Origin of the sequence: Rosenbergiella gaditana (assembly GCF_018494065.1) — a bacterium.
Lineage (GTDB): Bacteria > Pseudomonadota > Gammaproteobacteria > Enterobacterales > Enterobacteriaceae > Rosenbergiella > Rosenbergiella gaditana.
Genome location: NZ_JABBFR010000002.1, coordinates 114,524 through 133,603 on the forward strand (window position 1 = coordinate 114,524; position 19,080 = coordinate 133,603).

Annotated in this window: 21 protein-coding genes; 10 read left to right on the forward strand and 11 right to left on the reverse strand. The window is 46.4% G+C overall.

What is annotated here, in order from left to right:
• The first annotated feature begins 9 nt into the window (after positions 1–9).
• From hxpB to HH682_RS02000, 3 genes are all read left to right on the forward strand, one after another.
• Positions 10–681, forward strand: a complete 672-nt coding sequence (hxpB, locus tag HH682_RS01990; RefSeq protein WP_214235738.1) for a hexitol phosphatase HxpB — start codon at positions 10–12, stop codon at positions 679–681.
• An 89-nt stretch (positions 682–770) separates the two neighbouring features.
• On the forward strand, positions 771–1,355 hold the full coding sequence (locus tag HH682_RS01995; RefSeq protein ID WP_214235739.1) for a metal-dependent hydrolase: 585 nt from the start codon (positions 771–773) through the stop codon (positions 1,353–1,355).
• Positions 1,356–1,475: 120 nt separating this feature from the next.
• On the forward strand, positions 1,476–2,867 hold the full coding sequence (locus HH682_RS02000; protein ID WP_214235741.1) for an L-cystine transporter: 1,392 nt from the start codon (positions 1,476–1,478) through the stop codon (positions 2,865–2,867).
• Positions 2,868–3,110: 243 nt separating this feature from the next.
• Here the strand turns inward: HH682_RS02000 and osmE are convergent, their stop codons facing one another.
• Positions 3,111–3,452 carry an osmotically-inducible lipoprotein OsmE gene (gene osmE, locus HH682_RS02005; protein WP_214235743.1) on the reverse strand — a complete coding sequence of 114 codons (342 nt, stop codon included), beginning with the start codon at positions 3,450–3,452 and terminating at the stop codon, positions 3,111–3,113.
• Positions 3,453–3,639: 187 nt separating this feature from the next.
• Here osmE and HH682_RS02010 point away from each other — a divergent pair, with 187 nt between their 5' ends.
• Together HH682_RS02010 and nadE are read left to right on the forward strand one after the other, a co-directional pair.
• Positions 3,640–4,842 (forward strand): multidrug effflux MFS transporter, encoded by a 1,203-nt coding sequence (locus HH682_RS02010; protein ID WP_214235745.1) that lies wholly within the window; start codon positions 3,640–3,642, stop codon positions 4,840–4,842.
• 75 nt (positions 4,843–4,917) lie between these two features.
• Entirely contained in the window at positions 4,918–5,745 is an 828-nt protein-coding gene (gene nadE / locus HH682_RS02015) for an ammonia-dependent NAD(+) synthetase (protein WP_214235747.1), read from the forward strand.
• Positions 5,746–5,781: 36 nt separating this feature from the next.
• Here the strand turns inward: nadE and HH682_RS02020 are convergent, their stop codons facing one another.
• The 4 genes from HH682_RS02020 to HH682_RS16000 form a co-directional block, all read right to left on the reverse strand.
• Positions 5,782–6,261, reverse strand: coding sequence for a Spy/CpxP family protein refolding chaperone (locus HH682_RS02020; protein WP_214235749.1), 480 nt, complete (start codon positions 6,259–6,261; stop codon positions 5,782–5,784).
• Positions 6,262–6,450: 189 nt separating this feature from the next.
• Positions 6,451–7,869 carry a YchO/YchP family invasin gene (locus tag HH682_RS02025; RefSeq protein WP_214235751.1) on the reverse strand — a complete coding sequence of 473 codons (1,419 nt, stop codon included), beginning with the start codon at positions 7,867–7,869 and terminating at the stop codon, positions 6,451–6,453.
• A gap of 80 nt (positions 7,870–7,949) precedes the next feature.
• Positions 7,950–8,177 (reverse strand): gamma-glutamylcyclotransferase, encoded by a 228-nt coding sequence (locus tag HH682_RS15955; protein ID WP_214235753.1) that lies wholly within the window; start codon positions 8,175–8,177, stop codon positions 7,950–7,952.
• Between the two features lie 32 nt (positions 8,178–8,209).
• Entirely contained in the window at positions 8,210–8,545 is a 336-nt protein-coding gene (locus tag HH682_RS16000) for a gamma-glutamylcyclotransferase (protein WP_214235755.1), read from the reverse strand.
• 426 nt (positions 8,546–8,971) lie between these two features.
• On the opposite strand from HH682_RS16000, the gene chaA reads away from it, so the two are divergent.
• Positions 8,972–10,063 (forward strand): sodium-potassium/proton antiporter ChaA, encoded by a 1,092-nt coding sequence (chaA, locus tag HH682_RS02040; RefSeq protein WP_214235757.1) that lies wholly within the window; start codon positions 8,972–8,974, stop codon positions 10,061–10,063.
• Between the two features lie 125 nt (positions 10,064–10,188).
• Here chaA and kdsA read toward each other — a convergent pair whose 3' ends face one another.
• The 5 genes from kdsA to hemA form a co-directional block, all read right to left on the reverse strand.
• Positions 10,189–11,043, reverse strand: coding sequence for a 3-deoxy-8-phosphooctulonate synthase (gene kdsA / locus HH682_RS02045; RefSeq protein ID WP_214235759.1), 855 nt, complete (start codon positions 11,041–11,043; stop codon positions 10,189–10,191).
• 35 nt (positions 11,044–11,078) lie between these two features.
• Complete coding sequence (sirB1, locus tag HH682_RS02050; RefSeq protein ID WP_250318515.1) at positions 11,079–11,888, reverse strand: invasion regulator SirB1; 810 nt, start codon at positions 11,886–11,888, stop codon at positions 11,079–11,081.
• Positions 11,889–11,968: 80 nt separating this feature from the next.
• On the reverse strand, positions 11,969–12,820 hold the full coding sequence (prmC, locus tag HH682_RS02055) for a peptide chain release factor N(5)-glutamine methyltransferase (protein WP_214235762.1): 852 nt from the start codon (positions 12,818–12,820) through the stop codon (positions 11,969–11,971).
• Positions 12,820–13,902, reverse strand: a complete 1,083-nt coding sequence (prfA, locus tag HH682_RS02060; RefSeq protein ID WP_214235764.1) for a peptide chain release factor 1 — start codon at positions 13,900–13,902, stop codon at positions 12,820–12,822. The genes prmC and prfA overlap by 1 nt, the downstream gene beginning before the upstream one ends.
• Positions 13,903–13,945: 43 nt before the next feature.
• Positions 13,946–15,202, reverse strand: coding sequence for a glutamyl-tRNA reductase (gene hemA, locus HH682_RS02065; protein ID WP_214235766.1), 1,257 nt, complete (start codon positions 15,200–15,202; stop codon positions 13,946–13,948).
• A 194-nt stretch (positions 15,203–15,396) separates the two neighbouring features.
• On the opposite strand from hemA, the gene lolB reads away from it, so the two are divergent.
• The 3 genes from lolB to prs all read left to right on the forward strand — a co-directional run bounded on the left by lolB (position 15,397) and on the right by prs (position 17,947).
• Positions 15,397–16,026 carry a lipoprotein insertase outer membrane protein LolB gene (gene lolB, locus HH682_RS02070; protein ID WP_214235768.1) on the forward strand — a complete coding sequence of 210 codons (630 nt, stop codon included), beginning with the start codon at positions 15,397–15,399 and terminating at the stop codon, positions 16,024–16,026.
• Complete coding sequence (gene ispE / locus HH682_RS02075; RefSeq protein WP_214235770.1) at positions 16,023–16,877, forward strand: 4-(cytidine 5'-diphospho)-2-C-methyl-D-erythritol kinase; 855 nt, start codon at positions 16,023–16,025, stop codon at positions 16,875–16,877. Before lolB ends, ispE begins: the two co-directional genes overlap by 4 nt.
• A 122-nt stretch (positions 16,878–16,999) precedes the next feature.
• On the forward strand, positions 17,000–17,947 hold the full coding sequence (prs, locus tag HH682_RS02080) for a ribose-phosphate diphosphokinase (RefSeq protein ID WP_214235772.1): 948 nt from the start codon (positions 17,000–17,002) through the stop codon (positions 17,945–17,947).
• Positions 17,948–17,990: 43 nt separating this feature from the next.
• Here the strand turns inward: prs and HH682_RS02085 are convergent, their stop codons facing one another.
• The gene (locus HH682_RS02085; protein ID WP_214235774.1) at positions 17,991–18,260 is read right to left on the reverse strand and encodes a DUF2583 family protein; all 270 of its coding nucleotides are present in this window, start codon (positions 18,258–18,260) and stop codon (positions 17,991–17,993) included.
• A gap of 198 nt (positions 18,261–18,458) precedes the next feature.
• On the opposite strand from HH682_RS02085, the gene pth reads away from it, so the two are divergent.
• On the forward strand, positions 18,459–19,046 hold the full coding sequence (pth, locus tag HH682_RS02090) for an aminoacyl-tRNA hydrolase (protein WP_214235776.1): 588 nt from the start codon (positions 18,459–18,461) through the stop codon (positions 19,044–19,046).
• Positions 19,047–19,080 lie beyond the last annotated feature (34 nt).

The following is a 19,080-nucleotide window of genomic DNA, read 5'->3' on the forward strand; positions in this document are numbered from 1 at the left end:
GGAGCGATAATGTCCGGTATTCATGCTACTAAAGCCGTAATTTTTGATATGGATGGTATTTTAATTAACTCAGAACCTTATTGGAAAACCGCCGAGCAAACAGTGTTTGCGGCTCACGGTATTGATCCGACGGTTCAGCAGCAACTTCCTGATACCACGGGTCTGCGTATCGACCAGGTCGTAAAGCTGTGGTTGCAGGTGGCAGGAAATAAAAGCGCGAGTGCCACGCTGATTACACAGCAAATTATCGAGTTTGTTATTGATAAAATTAAAACCGAACGTCCACTGCTGCCGGGGGTGAAACATGCATTACAGTTATGCCAACAATCCGGCGTTAAGATTGGATTAGCCTCCGCCTCACCTATTCCGATGATTACTACCGTCGTCAGTCTATTTGAATTAGACCCTTATTTTATCACCCTCTCCTCTGCAGAAAAGTTGCCCTATAGTAAGCCGCACCCACAGGTCTACTTAAATGCGGCCAATGCCCTCGGTGTCGACCCACTGAATTGCTTAGCGATTGAAGATTCCGTTAACGGTATGGTTGCAGCGAAAGCCGCGCGGATGAAAGTTTTCACCGTTCCCGCACAAGAACAGGCTGATTGGTCGGTCTGGGCCTTGGCTGATCGTAAGCTCTCCTCACTTAACGCGTTGACGTTAGAGATGTTGCAAGGTAAATAGCGCGATAACTCTTGTTACAACGTCACTATTCACAAATACTGTATACTTATCTATACTGGACATATTTCCAGATTTAAGTGTATTAACTCATGACCGCCGAAGGCCACTTACTGTTTGCGCTTGCGACCGCCGTCGCAGCTAAACGCTACGATTTAACCCCAATTATCAGTGCTGCCGATTGGTGGCACCTCATCCCGGCGTGTTTACTGACTAGTCTTCTCCCTGATATCGACCACCCCAGGTCACTTTTAGGTCAGCGTCTACGCTGGATCTCTTTGCCTATATCGCGAATTTTTGGCCATCGAGGCTTTACACACAGCTTAATCGCAGTAGCGATCGGTGTTTTTTTATTAATCAATAAACTGCCTGCGAATTTATTGGTACCTAATGATGTCATCCAAGGCATGGTATTGGGATATTTGAGCCATATTCTTGCGGATATGCTCACTCCCGCCGGCGTCCCGCTGCTTTGGCCTTGTCGCTGGCGTTTTAGACTGCCTATTCTGCCTGCATCAAAACACCCACAGCCTGAGCGGTACTTCTGTATTGCACTATTAACCTTTACGGTATTAACACCAGAAAGTCTGACTAAGCAGTGGATTACTGTCGGTTCACAGCAAATGAATCAGACTTGGCAGCAATGGTCACCCTTATTATTACGTTTTACACATTAACGCTAATTTAGTTATAAAATAGATCTTCTAGTTATAAACACTGAATGGACCCTCCATGGTAAAGTTTGCCCCTTTTCAAACGCCACACTGCCGAGTCGGGCACGCTATATAGAGGTATTCATGGATTGGTCATTAGTGATTAATATTGGTATTTTCGTTTTACTGTTATGGATGTTATCCGCGATAGGTAACGATAAATGGAGCTTGTCCAAGCGTGTATTCAGTGGCCTGGTCATTGGTATACTCTTTGGAATTGGCTTGCAGGCAGTTTATGGCGTCGATAATTCAGTATTAACTACCTCTATCAGCTGGTTCAATATTGTCGGGAATGGTTATGTACAACTGCTTCAAATGGTGGTTATGCCACTCGTGTTTGCTTCCATTCTCAGTGCGGTCGCGCGCTTACATAATGCGAGTTCATTGGGTAAAATTAGCTTTCTGACGATTGCCGTTCTGCTGTTCACCACGGCTATTGCCGCGTTAGTCGCTGTATTCGTCACTGGGTTATTCAAACTCAGTGCTGAAGGATTGGTACAGGGCGTTAAAGAGACCGCGCGACTCGATGCGATTCAAAGCCACTATGTCGGACAAGTTGCTGACTTAACCGTGCCGCAGCTTGTTCTTTCCTTTATCCCGAAAAATCCGTTTGCTGAACTAACTGGCGCGAGCCCAACGTCGATTATCAGTGTGGTTATCTTCGCCGTATTCCTGGGTGCAGCGGCTATTCAATTAGTGAAAGATAGTCCAGAGAAAGGCCAGCGTGTGCTCGCCGCCATCGATATTTTACAAGCCTGGGTGATGAAATTAGTTCGGCTGATTATGCGCCTCACACCTTATGGCGTAATGGCATTAATGACCAAAGTTGTAGCGACCTCTAATTACCACGATATCGTTAAGTTAGGTACCTTTGTGCTCGCCTCTTACTTAGGGCTGCTCATCATGTTCGGTGTGCATGCGCTGCTACTGGCGGTCAATGGGATCAACCCACTCCGCTACTTCCGCAAGGTCTGGCCAGTGATTAGCTTTGCCTTTACCAGTCGTTCAAGTGCCGCCTCGATTCCACTGAGTATCGAAGCACAACAGAAACGATTAGGTACCCCAGAGTCGATTGCCAGTTTCTCTGCATCCTTTGGTGCAACCATCGGTCAAAATGGCTGTGCGGGTTTATACCCTGCGATGTTAGCCGTGATGATTGCCCCAACCATGGGTATCAATCCTTTCGAACCTATGTGGATTGCAACATTGGTCGGATTAGTCACCTTGAGTTCAGTGGGTGTGGCCGGTGTTGGAGGGGGTGCGACCTTTGCAGCACTAATCGTTTTGCCAACCTTAGGCTTACCTGTCACGCTGGTCGCGCTATTGATTTCAATCGAGCCATTAATAGATATGGGAAGAACCGCATTGAACGTCAATGGTTCGATGACTGCAGGAACCTTAACCAGCCGCTGGTTAAAACAGACCGATCAATCGATTATGGAAAGAGAGCACCACGAAGAGACCTCCATTCATTAATAAAAAAAGCCCCAAAAATTGAGAATGCCGATCAGTTAAGACCTTGATGATCGGGTGGTGATACAAAAATTCGTAATCTGTGGTGGATGATTAAGGGTTTTATTATATTGCTCAGTCAGGCTCTGGATGCTGTTCTCAAGTCTCATCCACGAGCGGTAAAAAAGAGGCCGCAGCGTTATCCGCTGCGGCCATCTTAAAAGCTTAACTGATAAACATTGCCAAAGATTGGCCCTATTTTTACAATTATTGCTGAGCCACTTGGGGGTCAGTATCGTATTCTTGGCAGCTTTGGAAACCATAGTTCATCACACGGTCGCTACCGCTATAGCTAACGAAATAGGTAACAGGTTTATTATCTGTACCCTTACCGATGACGTAGGTTTCACAGGTTCCGCGCGCGTGTACCATAGTGATATCGGTTGAAGGCGTACCCGCAATTTGGTGTACCTGCTGACGGCTCATTCCCTTCTTGACATTCTTCACCACAGGTTGAGTCACATAGCTTTCTGCTTGACGGTAAGTCGTACAACCACTTAATACCGCTAACGCTAGACCACCCAGCATAATACCCGCTAATTTCTTCATAAAGTCCCTCTGCAAGTGTCAATCATTGAGTTAGATTTATTCGTAATAAAGTAATCATATTTAAGTGTAGACATAGATTTCCTGCAAAACAAATAGTTAACATAGATCTTTGAAGGGTTAATAGCTATCCTTGCCCTCTACAACGCCGCATTACCGTTTTGTTATCGAATCATATGATTGAGGATCCATGTCAACGACTCACACTCCACGTATGGCGCTTGCCATTCCCCTAGGGTTAATGGCCGGTTTAGGGCCACTCTGTATCGACCTCTATTTACCGGCCCTGCCACAACTTGCCAATGACTTAGCCGTCCCCACCGCCAGTGCTCAGCTTAGCCTAACGGCAGGACTACTTGGTCTCGGTTTTGGTCAACTGCTCTTTGGCCCCTTGAGTGATAAATATGGGCGCAGTAAACCCTTGTTGATTTCGCTATGTATTCTGCTACTCGCCTCTATCGCCTGTTCATTTGCCCAAACCTTACCTCAGCTCCTGACCGCACGGTTATGTCAAGGGTTAGGCGGTGCTGGAGGGGCAGTGTTATCCAGAGCGGTCGCGCGTGATCGGTTTAGCGGCCACGAATTAACCCGTTTCTTCGCTATGCTACTCTTAGTCAATGGCTTAGCGCCGATCCTCGCGCCGGTAATCGGTGGGTTGCTGACCAGTTATATGAGTTGGCGAGGGATCTTTATTGTGTTGGCTGGTATTACCGTCGTGTTATTGTTCTTGGCTAAAACAAGAATTGAAGAGAGTTTGGTGGTTGAAAAACGCAGCCAGGGTTCATTATTTAGCGCATGGAAACTATTGATCGACGTCATTCGCCACCGCCCTTTTATGGGCTTCTGTTTAACACAGGGATTTATGATGTCTGGTATGTTTGCCTATATCGGCGCTTCTCCCTTCGTTTTGCAAGAAACCTATGGTTTGTCACCACAAAATTTTAGCTTGTGTTTTGCATTAAATGGAGTCGGTCTGATCCTCGCTTCGCAAATTAGTTCGCGCCTTTGCCCTAAATTTGGCGAATATACCATTTTACGTTGTGGGTTGATCATCGCTTTTGTGGCATCGAGTTGCTTACTGATCAGCGGGCTTTTACATACAAGTTTACCAATCTTCTTAGTGGCGCTGTTCTTTAGTATTGCCAGTAACGCGATAATCTCCACCACCGCGTCATCACTCGCGATGCAAAGCCAAGGTCACCGTGCAGGAAGTGCTTCGGCAGTGATTGGTGTAACCATGTTTACCTTAGGTTCTATTGCTATTCCAATTACCGGGATCGGCGGCTCATCAGCGCTAGCAATGGGGGCTACGATTTTTGGCTGCTTTATGATGGCGATCATCATGTTTATCTTTGTTGCTAAGAAACCCGAGACCATGCAAAAAGGACATTAATTTATCATCCCCTCTGCTATAGAGGGGCATCATAGCGTTTCCTAAACGCTCAACCCGCTCATCAGAGGTTTTGCCATGTCTTTACAGCAAGAAATCATTCAAGCCTTAGGGGTTAAACCAACCATTAATCCTGAACAAGAAGTCAGACGTAGTATCGATTTTCTAAAAAATTATTTAACACACTACCCTGGCTTACGATCATTGGTTCTTGGTATCAGTGGGGGGCAAGACTCAACACTTACTGGAAAACTGTGCCAATTAGCCATTAATGAGCTGCGTAATGAGTCAAAGGACCGAACCTATCAATTTATTGCCGTACGTTTACCCTACGGCACACAAGCCGATGAGCAAGATTGCCAAGATGCTTTAGCCTTTATCCAACCGGATAAGACTTTCGTCGTCAATATTAAAGAGTCGGTATTAGCCAGCGAGCGCGCGTTAAAAGAGGCAGGGATAATTGTTTCAGATTTTGTTCGCGGTAATGAAAAAGCCCGCGAGCGGATGAAAACGCAATACAGTATCGCCGGCATGACCCAAGGGGTAGTGGTCGGCACTGATCATGCAGCGGAAGCGGTGACTGGGTTCTTCACTAAATATGGTGACGGGGGGACTGATATCAACCCACTGTTCCGTCTCAATAAACAGCAAGGTAAACAGTGCTTGAAACATTTAGGTTGCCCAGAACACCTCTACCTTAAACACCCCACTGCCGATCTCGAAGATGATCGTCCCGGACTCCAAGATGAAGTCGCGTTAGGTGTCACTTATGCGGATATTGATGCGTATTTAGAGGGGGAAAAGATTGCAACAGAGCGGGCAGCGATTATTGAAAATTGGTATCTCAAGACTGAGCATAAACGCCGGACGCCGATAACGGTATTCGACGATTTTTGGAAACAGTAAAAAAAACTGCGGAGTTACAACTCCGCAGTTTTTTATTTAGTTTTGTTGAGGTGCCGCTTCAGGCGCCGAACGTTTGAAGCTCTTCATTTTCTCGTAATTCGCTTGATACTGCTTCTTTTGATCAGCTGTCAATAAATTATAAATTTTATTATCCGTTTCTAACCGATTTAACATGCGTTGTTTATCTAATGCTGCGTGGCTATCAACTAGCGTTTGTGCTTTAGCGGCATCAAATTTTTCTGCTGTAATCAGGTTGAATGCCGCTTGACGGTCCGCTTTAGAGGGAGGCGTCAGGTTCTTACGACCTTGGTCAAGAATACTATGAATGTGTTGCTTTTGAGCGTCAGTTAACACAATCCCTTTCATAAGCATCATTTCGGGTGCGCCATGTGGGCGCTTTTTCATATGCGGATGTTCAGTAGGGGTTGCGCTTAATGGTGCTGTCTCTGCATAGACCATTGATGCCGAACCCATCAATAAAGAACTCGCTAATAATAATGATGTGACTTTACGCATCTTAGTTTCCTTAACTTATCAACAACCACGAGAATGTCGTGAACAGGGAGGTAATAATAAGAGATTCATTGTCAAGCAACGCGCAGTTCAGTAAAAACTTGAAAACATTCGCCCCTCATATTCTTCTCTAATTGCAATCATTGCAAAGCCCAGCACAATACTCTGTTAAGATTACGTTAGGACTCGCTATTATCCTGCATATCCCTGATTGAAATAATCAGGTTGCTGCGCCGGTGGCTCTGATTTAAGGGTGATTGTGTTCGAGGTAACACGTTGTTTGCCATTATCAACTGCCACAGCCAGATGATATTCATTCTTAGCGCCTGGAGCATTATCCCAAGGTGGTAAGATAATCGTCCAACCCGATAATTGCTGGGTATTGGCGGGCGGTGTCAAACTTAATTCCCGCGTATCACCCTGCCATTCGACGCTTTTAATCGATTTATTTGGCGTAGCCTGTACGACTAAGGTAATAGAATCTCCTGAGTTGAGCTGCCATGGCGGTGTTGCCAGATAAACCGAGAAGCCTTGACGTTTACGATAGCTCATGACTGGAAGATTATTGCGGGTAACGACATCGTATCGACTACCGAACAATGACCGAGCATCTGCTACCGCGTAAGGTGATAGCTGCTGTGAGAGGGATTGACCAAAGTGATAGTTAAGATTGAGTCCGAACACATCCTGACTGGTGCCGCCAGATCCTTCCTTGTGAGAAGCCGATACCGTAACAAGAGGGATAGGCGTATAGGTCAAGCCTACTGACATGCTGCGTGGATTGTTGTAATAATTTCCATCATTGAAGATATCTATTCCCGCTCCCAGATATTGTTGCCACGAGACGGTCACCCCAAGTTGTTGATAGAACGGTAAGTAGCCTTGGCTGGTAATATCATAACCTCGTGCCATACGTTGAGATTGAGAGAGGGACGTATTTTTCCATCCCGATAATGGAGTGTAATAATTCGCTGAGAAGCGCAGAAAATGACTCCATAACTCTGTACCGATAGAACCTCTCTGCTGATTATTCGTAAAAAGTTGATCCAGGAAAGCGTTATATCCGAACAACCATTGGTTATTGGAAAAACGCTGTCCCAGCCCGGCGCTACCCACCGTTCCTAAGGTACTTTGATTAATGGAAAGTTGACTAAATGTCAGTCGTTGACCGTTATCGCTGAGAGGCGTGAAGAGCGAGCCGGTCGACCCGGTAAAGTTACCTTCCATATCAACATTGACGCTTAAATTCGCCTGACCAAAAGGTGACAATAGGTGTTCGCCAGTACTGTCCACCTTTTCAGTAAGCTTATCTCTAACGTGGTTGAATGCCCATTCGCTCGCACTGCGCCCTATGCTGGTATTGTCATCAGAGTTTTGTAACGACTTTCCCAAGCTTGTCGCAATGTCGGTAAGCCGCTGGTCAACTTGAGAAGTAGATGATTGGGAGGATCCTAAGTCGGGCAAGGTGTTTACATAGGAGGCGCTATTCATCGTAGAATCTGACGTCGAGGGATGTAGCATACTGCCCTGCGTGCGGCTCACGACGAGCAATGGAGAAAGCAACATCAGCACTTTGGTCAGGGATACAGGATCACGCTTTATATAAAACAATAGGAGCAACTCCTCTTTTAATAGTGCTGAGAGATAGACCCGATAAGTATATAAGCTGAGATATGGATCACAATATCATCTCATTCCGAAGATGTGCTGCTGATTTCCATCGATAACTTTACTGCATAATCAGTCAAGGCGGTCATGCTTGGCTCTTCAATTCCATATTGTTGGAAAGTGGTCATCATCTCCTGTAAATAAGTAATATTTTTACCCAATGGGCCTTGTGCGCAAGCAATGGTTTTTGCTTTATAGGCAATATTTTCCTGTGCTCTGAACAACACATGTTGTGGGTTGGCGACGAACACTAAGGCTTCAATCGTTTCTCCGCTCTCTAGCGTCAGTGACTGCCAAAGCGGCCGATGGTTATCCCCCCTTCCACCAGCACCAACATGCGCCCTGGTGTCTCCGACGTCCCCCGTCCCACGATCAAGGTTAAACAAAAATCTCGAGACCATCCCTCTAAGTAAGCGGTTTCAACTCGGTCATAATCTAAAAGTGGATTCCACATTAATGAACCATAGCCAAACACCCATAACGGGCCTTTACTTGGCTTATTCAGTAAAAAGTGATGTAACGAGGCAGTTCGTTGTTCAGTTGAAAGCAGTAAGCTTTCTTCGATTGGCCCAAAGGAAGATTGACAATCAGCACTTTTCAAAAATTCTCGGGTTAACACAGCCACTCCTCTCTACTTCAACACCTCCCCATCATGACAAAGTCCTCTATCAGTGTGAAGACTTATGACTTAGAAAATGGGCAGATAATTACTTCCTATTATTAACGACCTCAGTTGCGTATCGCTTTAGTCAGAAACTCATCATTCTGCCTACCATTCATCAATTATGATCTTAAATGAGTAAAAATAGAGGTTATTAGTGGATAATTATGGGTTAAAACTCAGAATAAAGATGATAACTATATTTTTATTATCTTTATTTTCAATTCATTAAAGTGATTTATTGGTTTTTTATGGGCTCCGCGATGCGTAAAGCAAAGTAAAACAAAGTGACCTTGTTAAAATATTTGCTATAGTAATTATTCCCCCTTTAGGATTACTCTACTCGCGAGCTGACTCACGCTACGCTCATTATAAGGAGATTGGATGCCTGGTAACGAAAAAACACGTCACACCGAATTTAGTTTAGCGCTTCCTATTTTGGCCATCGGTCTATTATTAGGACTCCCACACCCTGAAGGTTTAGTGTTAACGACTGGAATGAATATTATTGCTATCGTTGCGATTCTCTCCAGTGCCTTCAGCGTAGTTCGCCATGCAGATGTGCTCGCTCACCGGTTAGGTGAACCTTATGGCTCTCTTGTGCTTACCCTTTCTGTCGTGATTTTAGAAGTTAGCTTAATCTCTGCATTAATGGCGACTGGTAGCGCTGAGCCAACCTTAATGCGCGATACGCTCTATTCAATTATTATGATTGTTATCGGTGGATTGGTGGGCTTTGCTCTGTTGTTGGGCGGAAAAAAATTCGCCACACAGTACGTTAATCTGGCAGGCGTTAAGCAGTATTTGATTGCCATCTTCCCACTCGCTATTTTGGTCTTAATTTTTCCCAATGCATTACCGGGTGGCAACTTCACAACCGGGCAATCGCTACTTGTTGCAGCACTTTCCGCCGTCATGTATGGCGTTTTCCTGTTAATTCAGACAAAAACCCATCAAAGCTTATTTGTTTATGAACATGAAGACGATAGTGATGATGGTGACCCTCATCACGGTAAACCTTCGGCTCATAGCAGCACACGGCACAGTATTTGGTTAGTGGTGCACCTTATTGCCGTGATCAGTGTAACTAAGCTCAATGCCCCGGTATTAGAAAACTTACTTCATGCGTTGCATGCACCCCAACAATTCACTGGCTTCCTCATTGCATTATTAATTTTATCGCCCGAAGGATTAGGGGCAATTAAAGCAGTCCTTGCCAACCAAGTACAACGTGCAATGAATCTCTTCTTTGGTTCTGTTATTGCGACGATTTCGTTGACCGTACCTGTCATTACGATTATTGCTACGCTAACAGGAAATGCATTACATTTTGGATTAGACGCACCGCAAATGGTTGTCTTGGCTAGTGTATTGATCTTGAGTCAAATCTCTTTCTCAACCGGTAGAACTAATGTCTTAAATGGCGTGGCGCATCTCGTTTTATTCGTCGCTTATTTAATGACCGTGATGCTTTAGTAAGTTAACGATCGGTTGAATGATCCACCCGCAGTGAAAGAAAAACCCTCGAAATATCCTCGGATAAACAAAAAAAAGCCAGTCAGTGTTAACTGACTGGCTTTAACCGTTAAGGCCTTTTTTTATTAGTTGCTGGTATCCAGCTCAGGGAATGATTTGACTAAGTCATCGATCGCTTTCATTTGTTGTAAGAAAGGTTCTAACTTATCCAAAGCTAAGGCAGAAGGACCATCACAACGGGCTTGTGACGGTTGTGGGTGAGCTTCGATAAATAGCCCAGCAATACCAACCGCCATGCCTGCACGCGCCAGTTCTGCTACTTGGGCACGACGGCCGCCCGATGCAGAACCGAATGGATCACGCGTTTGCAGTGCGTGGGTCACGTCAAAAATAACCGGAGAGTTATTAGTGACTTTTTTCATCACATTGAATCCCAGCATATCCACAACAAGATTATCGTAGCCAAAGTTACTTCCTCGGTCACAAAGAATCACTTTATCATTACCGCCCTCGGCAAATTTATCCACGATATTACCCATCTGACCAGGACTGACGAATTGTGGTTTTTTTACATTAATCACAGCGCCTGTTTTCGCCATCGCTTCAACTAAGTCTGTCTGGCGCGCCAGAAAGGCCGGTAGCTGGATCACATCCACCACTTCAGAAACGGGTTGTGCTTGGCTCGCTTCATGAACATCCGTAATGATCTTTACGCCAAAGGTCGATTTTAACTCTTGGAATATCTTCATCCCCTCTTCTAAACCAGGACCGCGGTAGGAATGAATTGAAGAACGGTTAGCTTTGTCGAAGGAAGCCTTGAAGACATAGGGAATGCCTAATTTTTCCGTTACCGTGACATAATGCTCACAGATTTGCATGGCGAGGTCACGAGATTCCAGAACATTCATGCCCCCAAATAGTACGAACGGCAGATCATTTGCTACACGGATATCACCGATAGACACAACTTTTTGGACCATACTTTTATCCTTTACTTGGCTTTTTACAGGGCTCACTAATGTAAAGTGACCGACTTATATTCAATAGTATGCATTTGCACTTTAATCATTTCACTAACCGGATCTTCTGGACAGTGTTCCACAAAATAAGCGAGATCAGTCAGTGCGATATGTTCACATTCGAGTTGTGCGTAAATTAATCCGCGATCACGAATTTCGTAAGGGTCATCTGGATCGAGCGCAACTAACACCTTACTGATTTGTAGCGCCAACTCCATCTGGTTCTCTTCCATTAATGAAACCTTGAGCGTTTCAAGTAATTTACGGATTACCTCTTCAGAAGTTGCTGGCTCCAAATCTATGTCATCAATACTGGAAGTGGGTCCAATCGTTCCCTTGACCCAGACATCTAACGTATGTTCATCCAGAGTGTCGCCATTAAAGGGATTTATTAACCACATTTCGTCATCAACCCAGTCAGCGCGTAAGATCAGCTGCGTGGGAAAAATAACGGGAAATAGCGGTAACTCAAGTTGTTCACTGAGATAGAGCAAGATAGCCCCTAGCGAAACAGCGCTACCTTTGCGGTACTTCAGCACATTATCCAGCCAAAGTGCTTCTGACAGACGATAGACACCACTGATGCTCGCAAAGCCCCACTGCTTGAAGAATAACTCGAGCAAACGCTCAAGCTTCATATCGGGGTTAGGCTCAGTTGCTAGATAACTTTTCGCTTCATCAAGCAATAATTCTAATTGCTCACGAACCCAAGTTTCCGAAAAATCGTCACGAACTTCGGCTGTTAGCGCGATCATTGCGTCAGATAACGAACGCTGTGGAGGTGTCACGGTTTCTACGGGAGTCATCATATTCTCCCCACTGATAAATTAGCAGAGCATCGCAGCGCGTTACTCTTTCGAGAAAGTTTTTTGAAATAGTTCATGATTCACAACAACTTGTTGGACACTTGAGTGAATTTGCCATAAGTCACCCGTGGATTACCACCATAATCGTACCGCGTCTCAACTGCGTCAAATCCTGCCGATACAAAGAGGTCTTGAACTTGCTGGTGCTGCTGCCAGCCATGTTCAACTAAAAGCCATCCCCCTGACACCAGCCACTGCGGTGATTGCTGGATAATGAGCTGTAAATCAGCTAGGCCATTTTCCGGTGCCACTAAGGCACTGCGTGGCTCAAAATTCACATCACCTTGCGTTAAATGAGGATCGTCTGCGTCGATATAAGGTGGATTTGTCACAATCATATCAAATGCGTTGGACGATAAATCCTCGAACCAGTGGCTCAATTGAAACCTACAATTTTCAATCGAAAGACGCTGCGCATTACTGCGCGCTAAGGTAACCGCTTCATCTATCCGATCAACACCGATAATGTGGGCCTCAGGTCGTTCACTGGCCAAGGCTAACGCTATCGCGCCCGTGCCCGTGCCCAGATCTAATACCTTAATAGGTGTAGAGGGGAGTAAACTTAGCGCCTGCTCGACTAAAACTTCGGTATCGGGGCGAGGAATCAACGTCGCAGGGGAAACCGTCAACGGTAAAGACCAGAATTCGCGCTGCCCACATAAGTAAGCGATCGGCTCGCCTTGACGACGACGTGCGATAAGCTCAGTCAAAGTGCTTTGCTGCTCAAGCGTTAATGAATAGTCATCAAAAGCGATTAACCAACTTCTGGGCTTATCGAGTACGTGGCTGAGGATGACCTCAGCGTCTCGCTTAGCGCTGTCACTGTGCTGCAACAATGGGAGTACTTCACGTAGCCAGTGACGGATCTGCATTACTCTTGACCTGCTAAGGCTGCCAGTTGATCCGCTTGGTGTTCTTGCACCACAGGTTCGATAAGGCTCTCAAGTTTACCTTGCATCGTCTCATCTAACCGATAGATGGTGAGGTTGATACGGTGATCGGTAATTCGCCCTTGTGGGAAATTATAAGTTCTAATCCGGTCAGACCGGTCACCGCTACCAAGCAGATTACGACGCGTTGAGGCCTCTGCTTCATGGCGTTTCGCCATTTCAGCAGCATGGATCCTTGCCCCTAATACAGAAAGCGCTTTCGCTTTATTTTTATGCTGTGAACGCTCGTCCTGACACTCAACCACAATTCCGGTCGGTAAGTGAGTAATACGGATTGCAGAGTCAGTGGTGTTGACGTGCTGACCCCCTGCGCCGGATGAACGGAAGGTGTCAATTTTTAAATCAGACGGGTTGATATCCGGAAGCTCTGCTTCAGGGATCTCGGGCATCACCGCAACGGTACACGCTGAGGTATGGATACGACCCTGTGATTCGGTTTCCGGCACACGTTGCACACGGTGGCCGCCAGACTCAAACTTCATCCGTCCATATACACCAACACCTTCGATACGGGCGATAACTTCTTTGTAGCCCCCGTGCTCGCCTTCATTGGCGCTGACCACCTCAACACGCCAGCGATTGGCCTCTGCGTAACGGCTATACATTCTAAACAGGTCGCCTGCAAACAGTGCCGCTTCGTCGCCACCCGTACCCGCGCGCACTTCCACAAAGCAAGAGCGCTCATCATCAGGATCTTTAGGCAACAACAAAACTTGTAGCAATTGCTCAAGTTCTTCACTCTGTGCTTTAGCCTCTTTCAATTCTTCTGAGGCCATTTCGCGCATTTCTGGATCGGCCAGCATCTCGTTGGCGGTTTCAATGTCTTCTTGTACCTGACACCACTGACGGAAACAATTGGTCACGTCAGTCAGTTGAGCATATTCCCTGGAAAGCGCCCGAAAACGCTCTTGATCGGCAATAACACCTGCATCACCGAGCATCACTTCAACTTCTTCATGACGTTCCTGTAAGGCTTCAAGTTTGGCAACAATAGAAGATTTCATGTATGAATTATTTGTCCAATAACAAAAGGGGAAATAGCCTGACCTAACTTAGGCCAAGGCTATCACGCAGGATCTGTAAACGCTCAGCATCGCCTTCACGCGCAGCTTGCTGGAGAGATTTTGTGGGTGAGTGAATCAAACGATTGGTTAACTTATGGGCCATCTCTTGCATCACTTTCTGTGGATCCTGACCTTGGGAAAGTGCTGACAACGCCCGCTGCATCAATTCTTCCCGGATATCTAGGGCTTGATGCCGATAATCACGGATCACATCGACAGCATTTTGCGCTTGAAGCCAGGCCATAAACTCACCGCTCTCTTGTAGCACGATGGTTTCAGCCTCAACGGCTGCGGCTTCGCGCTGCGCCATATTATGTTGAATAATGGCTTGAAGATCATCAACCGTATAGAGGTAAGCGGAATCCAGTTTGCCCACTTCCGGCTCGACATCCCGTGGTACCGCAATATCAACGATAAGCATAGGTTGGTGGCGTCGCTGTTTTAACGCACTTTCGACCATGCCTTTACCAATCACGGGTAGTGGACTGGCGGTTGAAGAGATAATAATATCGGCGGCAGCAATATGTTCAGGTAAAGAGCCAAAATCAATCACTTCGGCGTTAACTTCTTCAGCCAGACGCAGTGCCCGTTCACGGGTACGGTTGGTGATCATCAGTCGTTTTACTTGGTGTTCGCGTAAGTGGCGCGCGACCAACTCGATGGTTTCCCCCGCTCCCACCAACAAAACGGTTACTTTTTTTAATGACTCAAAGATTTGTCGTGCAAGGGTACAGGCGGCAAAGGCCACAGAGACAGCGCTACTGCCTATTTCCGTTTCGGTTCTGACACGCTTAGCGACAGAAAAGGTTTTTTGGAACATCCGTTCCAATTCGCCGTTAATGACATGCCCCCGCTGCGATTCGGCGTAGGCTTTCTTAACCTGTCCCAGAATCTGCGGCTCACCTAATACTAAAGAGTCCAGCCCACTCGCTACACGCATTAAGTGACTCACCGCAGCATTATTCTGATGCCAGTAGAGACTAGTAAGCACTTCGGTTTCATCGAGCTGGTGATAGTCACACAACCATTGGATTAACTGTTGCTGAATATCGTGCTGCTCATCAACACTTAAGTAGAGCTCGGTTCGATTGCAAGTGGATAGCACAACGCCACTGTGGACTGACGGCTGCGACAGTAAGCTGTCTAACGCGTTATCTAAGATATCAGGGCCAAACGCCACCCGTTCGCGAAGCGCGACAGGAGCAGTTTTGTGGTTAATTCCAAGTGCTAGCAGCGTCATAATAATGTGATTACTTTTACCCTACAAACCTTACAGGCATTTTTGTGCAGCCATTCTACAAGATGCTTCCTGTCATGAAAAGCCATACAAAAGATAAGTGTGTAATAAGATTCTTTTGTTGCATGTGTTATGCTGAATATAGCATTGATCGTTAAAGTCCGCCGTCACAAACGGCCCTCGTCAAGGAGAAAAGCGTGCGAGTTATTCCTGCTAAGCGTTTGAGCGTGGTTATTCCTGTCGTCACTCTGTTATTAAGTGCCTGTGTCTCCCATCAAGCACCACAAGGGCCAGGGAAGAGTCCCGACTCTCCGCAATGGCAACAGCATCAAGCGCAAGTCAATACTGTCACGCATTTTGAAACGCGTGGCGCATTTGCTTACCTATCCGATAAACAGAAGGTTTACGCGCGGTTTAACTGGCAACAACAAGCTGCTGACCGTTACCGTCTATTGCTGACCAGTCCGATTGGAAGCACTGAGTTACAACTCGACCAACAAGGGAATACTGTTCAGCTCGTGGACAATAAAGGTCAACGTTACATGAGCCATGATGCCCAAACGATGATCACGAAATTAACCGGTATGCAGATCCCACTGGATAATCTGCGCCAATGGATGTTAGGTCTACCGGGCAATGCTGACCATTTCACCTTGAACGATAATTATCAGTTACAAAGCGCGGATTACAGCCAAAACGGTGTTACGTGGCATGTGACGATTAATCGCTATAACAGCACTGTCTCTCCTGCTTTGCCTGCGAATATCGAGTTAACGGCCGATGGGCAACGTATTAAATTGCGTATGGATAGCTGGACAACACAATGATTGACCGTTGGCCCTCTCCTGGGAAATTAAACTTATTTTTATATATCACCGGTCAACGAAAGGATGGCTACCATAATCTACAGACCTTATTTCAGTTTCTGGATTACGGTGATGAAATGACCTTTGCTGTAGACCAGCAAAATCATATTAGCCTCCTTAACAATATCGCTAATGTCGCTTGCGAAGAAAACCTGATTTTCTGTGCCGCTCAGCGACTCAAGGCCCGAGCCATAGCGGATCAACGCTGTCAAGAAACGGTCGGTGTTTCCATTGGTATTGAGAAGAAATTGCCCATGGGAGGTGGATTAGGCGGTGGCTCATCCAATGCCGCAACGACACTTATCGCACTGAATCGATTATGGGGCCTCAACTATTCCATGCCACAACTGGCAGAGTTAGGGCTGACGCTTGGCGCTGACGTACCGATCTTCGTTCATGGTTATGCCGCGTTAGCCGAAGGGATAGGCGAACAACTAACACCTGTCGCACCACCCGAAAAATGGTATCTGGTTGCTCACCCTGGCGTGAGTATTCCAACACCTACCCTCTTCAAGGATCCAGAGCTTACCCGTAACACAAGGGTACGCAGTGTAGAACAATTAATGCATTCCCCTTGGTCGAATGATTGTGAAGCGATTGCAAGAAAACGTTTTCGTAAGGTTGATGAACTACTCAACTGGCTGCTAGAATATGCTCCGTCAAGACTGACGGGCACTGGCGCTTGCGTGTTTGCTGAATTCGACAGTGAAGCCGCTGCTCGTCAAGTTCTTACTCTCACTCCACCTTGGATGACCTGTTTTGTTGCAAAAGGCGCGAATATGTCCCTGCTGCATCGCCAGTTATCGGAGTGATTGGCGGCAGGTAACAGGCTCACTTGTTCCAGGGCTTGTACATGCTGTTACTCACCTATACACCTGTGAGAATGCCCGATTACGGTGGGCATTCTTTGGACCCAAAGCCTGAGGTTTAACTCGTGCCTGATATGAAGCTTTTTGCTGGTAACGCCACGCCGGAACTAGCGCAACGCATTGCCAATCGTTTATACACGACTCTAGGAAACGCCGCTGTAAGCCGTTTTAGCGACGGAGAAGTCAGTGTTCAGATTAACGAAAATGTACGGGGCGGTGATGTCTTTATCATCCAGTCCACCTGTGCCCCGACCAATGACAACCTTATGGAACTGGTCGTCATGATCGATGCACTGCGTCGCGCCTCAGCCGGCCGTATCACTGCAGTAATCCCTTACTTTGGGTATGCGCGTCAAGACCGTCGCGTGCGTTCTGCACGGGTACCGATTACCGCGAAAGTGGTCGCAGATTTCCTTTCAAGTGTTGGGGTTGACCGCGTACTGACCGTTGACCTGCATGCTGAACAGATCCAAGGCTTCTTTGACGTACCGGTTGATAACGTGTTCGGTAGCCCAATTTTACTGGAAGATATGCTGCAGCTGAAAATGGAGAATCCAATTGTCGTTTCTCCTGATATCGGTGGCGTTGTTCGCGCACGTGCTATCGCGAAATTATTAAATGATACAGATATGGCTATTATTGATAAACGTCGTCCACGTGCCAACGTATCCCAAGTCATGCATATTATTGGTGATGTGGCAGGCCGTGACTGTATCTTAGTCGATGATATGATCGATACTGGTGGTACTTTATGTAAAGCAGCCGAAGCGTTGAAAGAGCGCGGCGCAAAACGTGTTTTTGCTTATGCGACCCACCCTATCTTCTCAGGTAACGCTCTCGAAAACTTACGTAACTCAGTGATTGATGAAGTGGTGGTCTGCGATACTATTCCCCTCGCTCCAGAAATCCAAGCGCTGCCGAATGTAAGAACCCTGACGCTATCTGGCATGCTAGCTGAAGCGATTCGTCGTATCAGTAACGAAGAATCTATTTCTGCGATGTTCGAACACTAATCGTATTTAAATGGGCCGTATGGCCCATTTTTTACTGTATAAACTATATGTGGCGCCGCTGATGCGGATGCCGTTGGTGAAATCGCAATAAATAGTATTTTTCACACACTTTCTCACGCCCGCTGAGTTGTGCGCCCATTAACCAGAAAAAAGCCCCGAGAAAAATCCCCAATACCGAGCCAGTTGCCCAACTGTCAGTGAATATCGATCCTTCTGCTTGACTCAGCAAGGCGATGAGCAGGCTGCTGACCGATAACACCAGCCCAACCACCATCACACCATTGCCCAATAATGCAGTATGTACGCGTTTCATTATCGTCTCCTTAACAATACTCTTACATAACTTGACAAAAGTTTAGGCGTTGAAGGAATTATTATCTTTAACGGCGATCACAGTCTGAGACTTTTTAACGCTTTGTGCGGGGTAACAAAACGCGTTCAACGTAATGTTTTTGAACTTCCCTTCCCCGTTGCAGTACACTAGCGTTTTGCCCCGCATAGGATAAACCCAGTGAGTACCATTAAATTAATTGTTGGCTTAGCAAACCCCGGTGCTGAGTATGCAGCAACTCGTCATAATGCGGGTGCATGGTATACCGACCTGCTGGCCGATCGTTTTCGCCAACCCTTAAAAGAAGAAGCGAAATTTTTTGGCGCCACGGCGCGTCTTTCTATCGCTGGGGAAGATATTCGCCTATTAGTCCCTACAACCTCTATGAATCTTAGTGGTAAAGCGGTAGCGGCGATGGCCAATTTTTACCGTATTCAGCCCCAAGAAATTTTGGTGGCCCATGATGAGATGGATATCCCTCCCGGCGTTGCCAAGTTCAAACAAGGGGGAGGCCATGGGGGACACAATGGGTTGAAAGATATCATCAGCAAATTAGGAAATGTTGCCGATTTTCATCGCCTAAGGATCGGTATTGGTCATCCTGGTGATCGAAATAAAGTCACTGGCTTTGTATTAGGTAAGCCGCCCCTCAGCGAGCAAAAATTAATCGATGATGCCATTGATGAAGCCGCCCGGTGTACTGAGGTGTGGTTAAAAGAAGATCGCTTACGGGCGATGAACCGTTTGCACAGCTTTAAAGCAAGTTGAGTGCTCTGCCCTCTTTGCTAAAATCTGTGTATAA

Bases quoted from the DNA above. Each gene is read 5' to 3' on its own strand.
- hxpB (WP_214235738.1), top strand. From the start codon at position 10: ATGTCCGGTATTCATGCTACTAAAGCCGTAATTTTTGATATGGATGGT.
- HH682_RS01995 (WP_214235739.1), top strand. From the start codon at position 771: ATGACCGCCGAAGGCCACTTACTGTTTGCGCTTGCGACCGCCGTCGCA.
- HH682_RS02000 (WP_214235741.1), top strand. From the start codon at position 1,476: ATGGATTGGTCATTAGTGATTAATATTGGTATTTTCGTTTTACTGTTA.
- osmE (WP_214235743.1), bottom strand. From the start codon at position 3,452: ATGAAGAAATTAGCGGGTATTATGCTGGGTGGTCTAGCGTTAGCGGTA.
- HH682_RS02010 (WP_214235745.1), top strand. From the start codon at position 3,640: ATGTCAACGACTCACACTCCACGTATGGCGCTTGCCATTCCCCTAGGG.
- nadE (WP_214235747.1), top strand. From the start codon at position 4,918: ATGTCTTTACAGCAAGAAATCATTCAAGCCTTAGGGGTTAAACCAACC.
- HH682_RS02020 (WP_214235749.1), bottom strand. From the start codon at position 6,261: ATGCGTAAAGTCACATCATTATTATTAGCGAGTTCTTTATTGATGGGT.
- chaA (WP_214235757.1), top strand. From the start codon at position 8,972: ATGCCTGGTAACGAAAAAACACGTCACACCGAATTTAGTTTAGCGCTT.
- kdsA (WP_214235759.1), bottom strand. From the start codon at position 11,043: ATGGTCCAAAAAGTTGTGTCTATCGGTGATATCCGTGTAGCAAATGAT.
- sirB1 (WP_250318515.1), bottom strand. From the start codon at position 11,888: ATGACTCCCGTAGAAACCGTGACACCTCCACAGCGTTCGTTATCTGAC.
- prmC (WP_214235762.1), bottom strand. From the start codon at position 12,820: ATGCAGATCCGTCACTGGCTACGTGAAGTACTCCCATTGTTGCAGCAC.
- prfA (WP_214235764.1), bottom strand. From the start codon at position 13,902: ATGAAATCTTCTATTGTTGCCAAACTTGAAGCCTTACAGGAACGTCAT.
- hemA (WP_214235766.1), bottom strand. From the start codon at position 15,202: ATGACGCTGCTAGCACTTGGAATTAACCACAAAACTGCTCCTGTCGCG.
- ispE (WP_214235770.1), top strand. From the start codon at position 16,023: ATGATTGACCGTTGGCCCTCTCCTGGGAAATTAAACTTATTTTTATAT.
- HH682_RS02085 (WP_214235774.1), bottom strand. From the start codon at position 18,260: ATGAAACGCGTACATACTGCATTATTGGGCAATGGTGTGATGGTGGTT.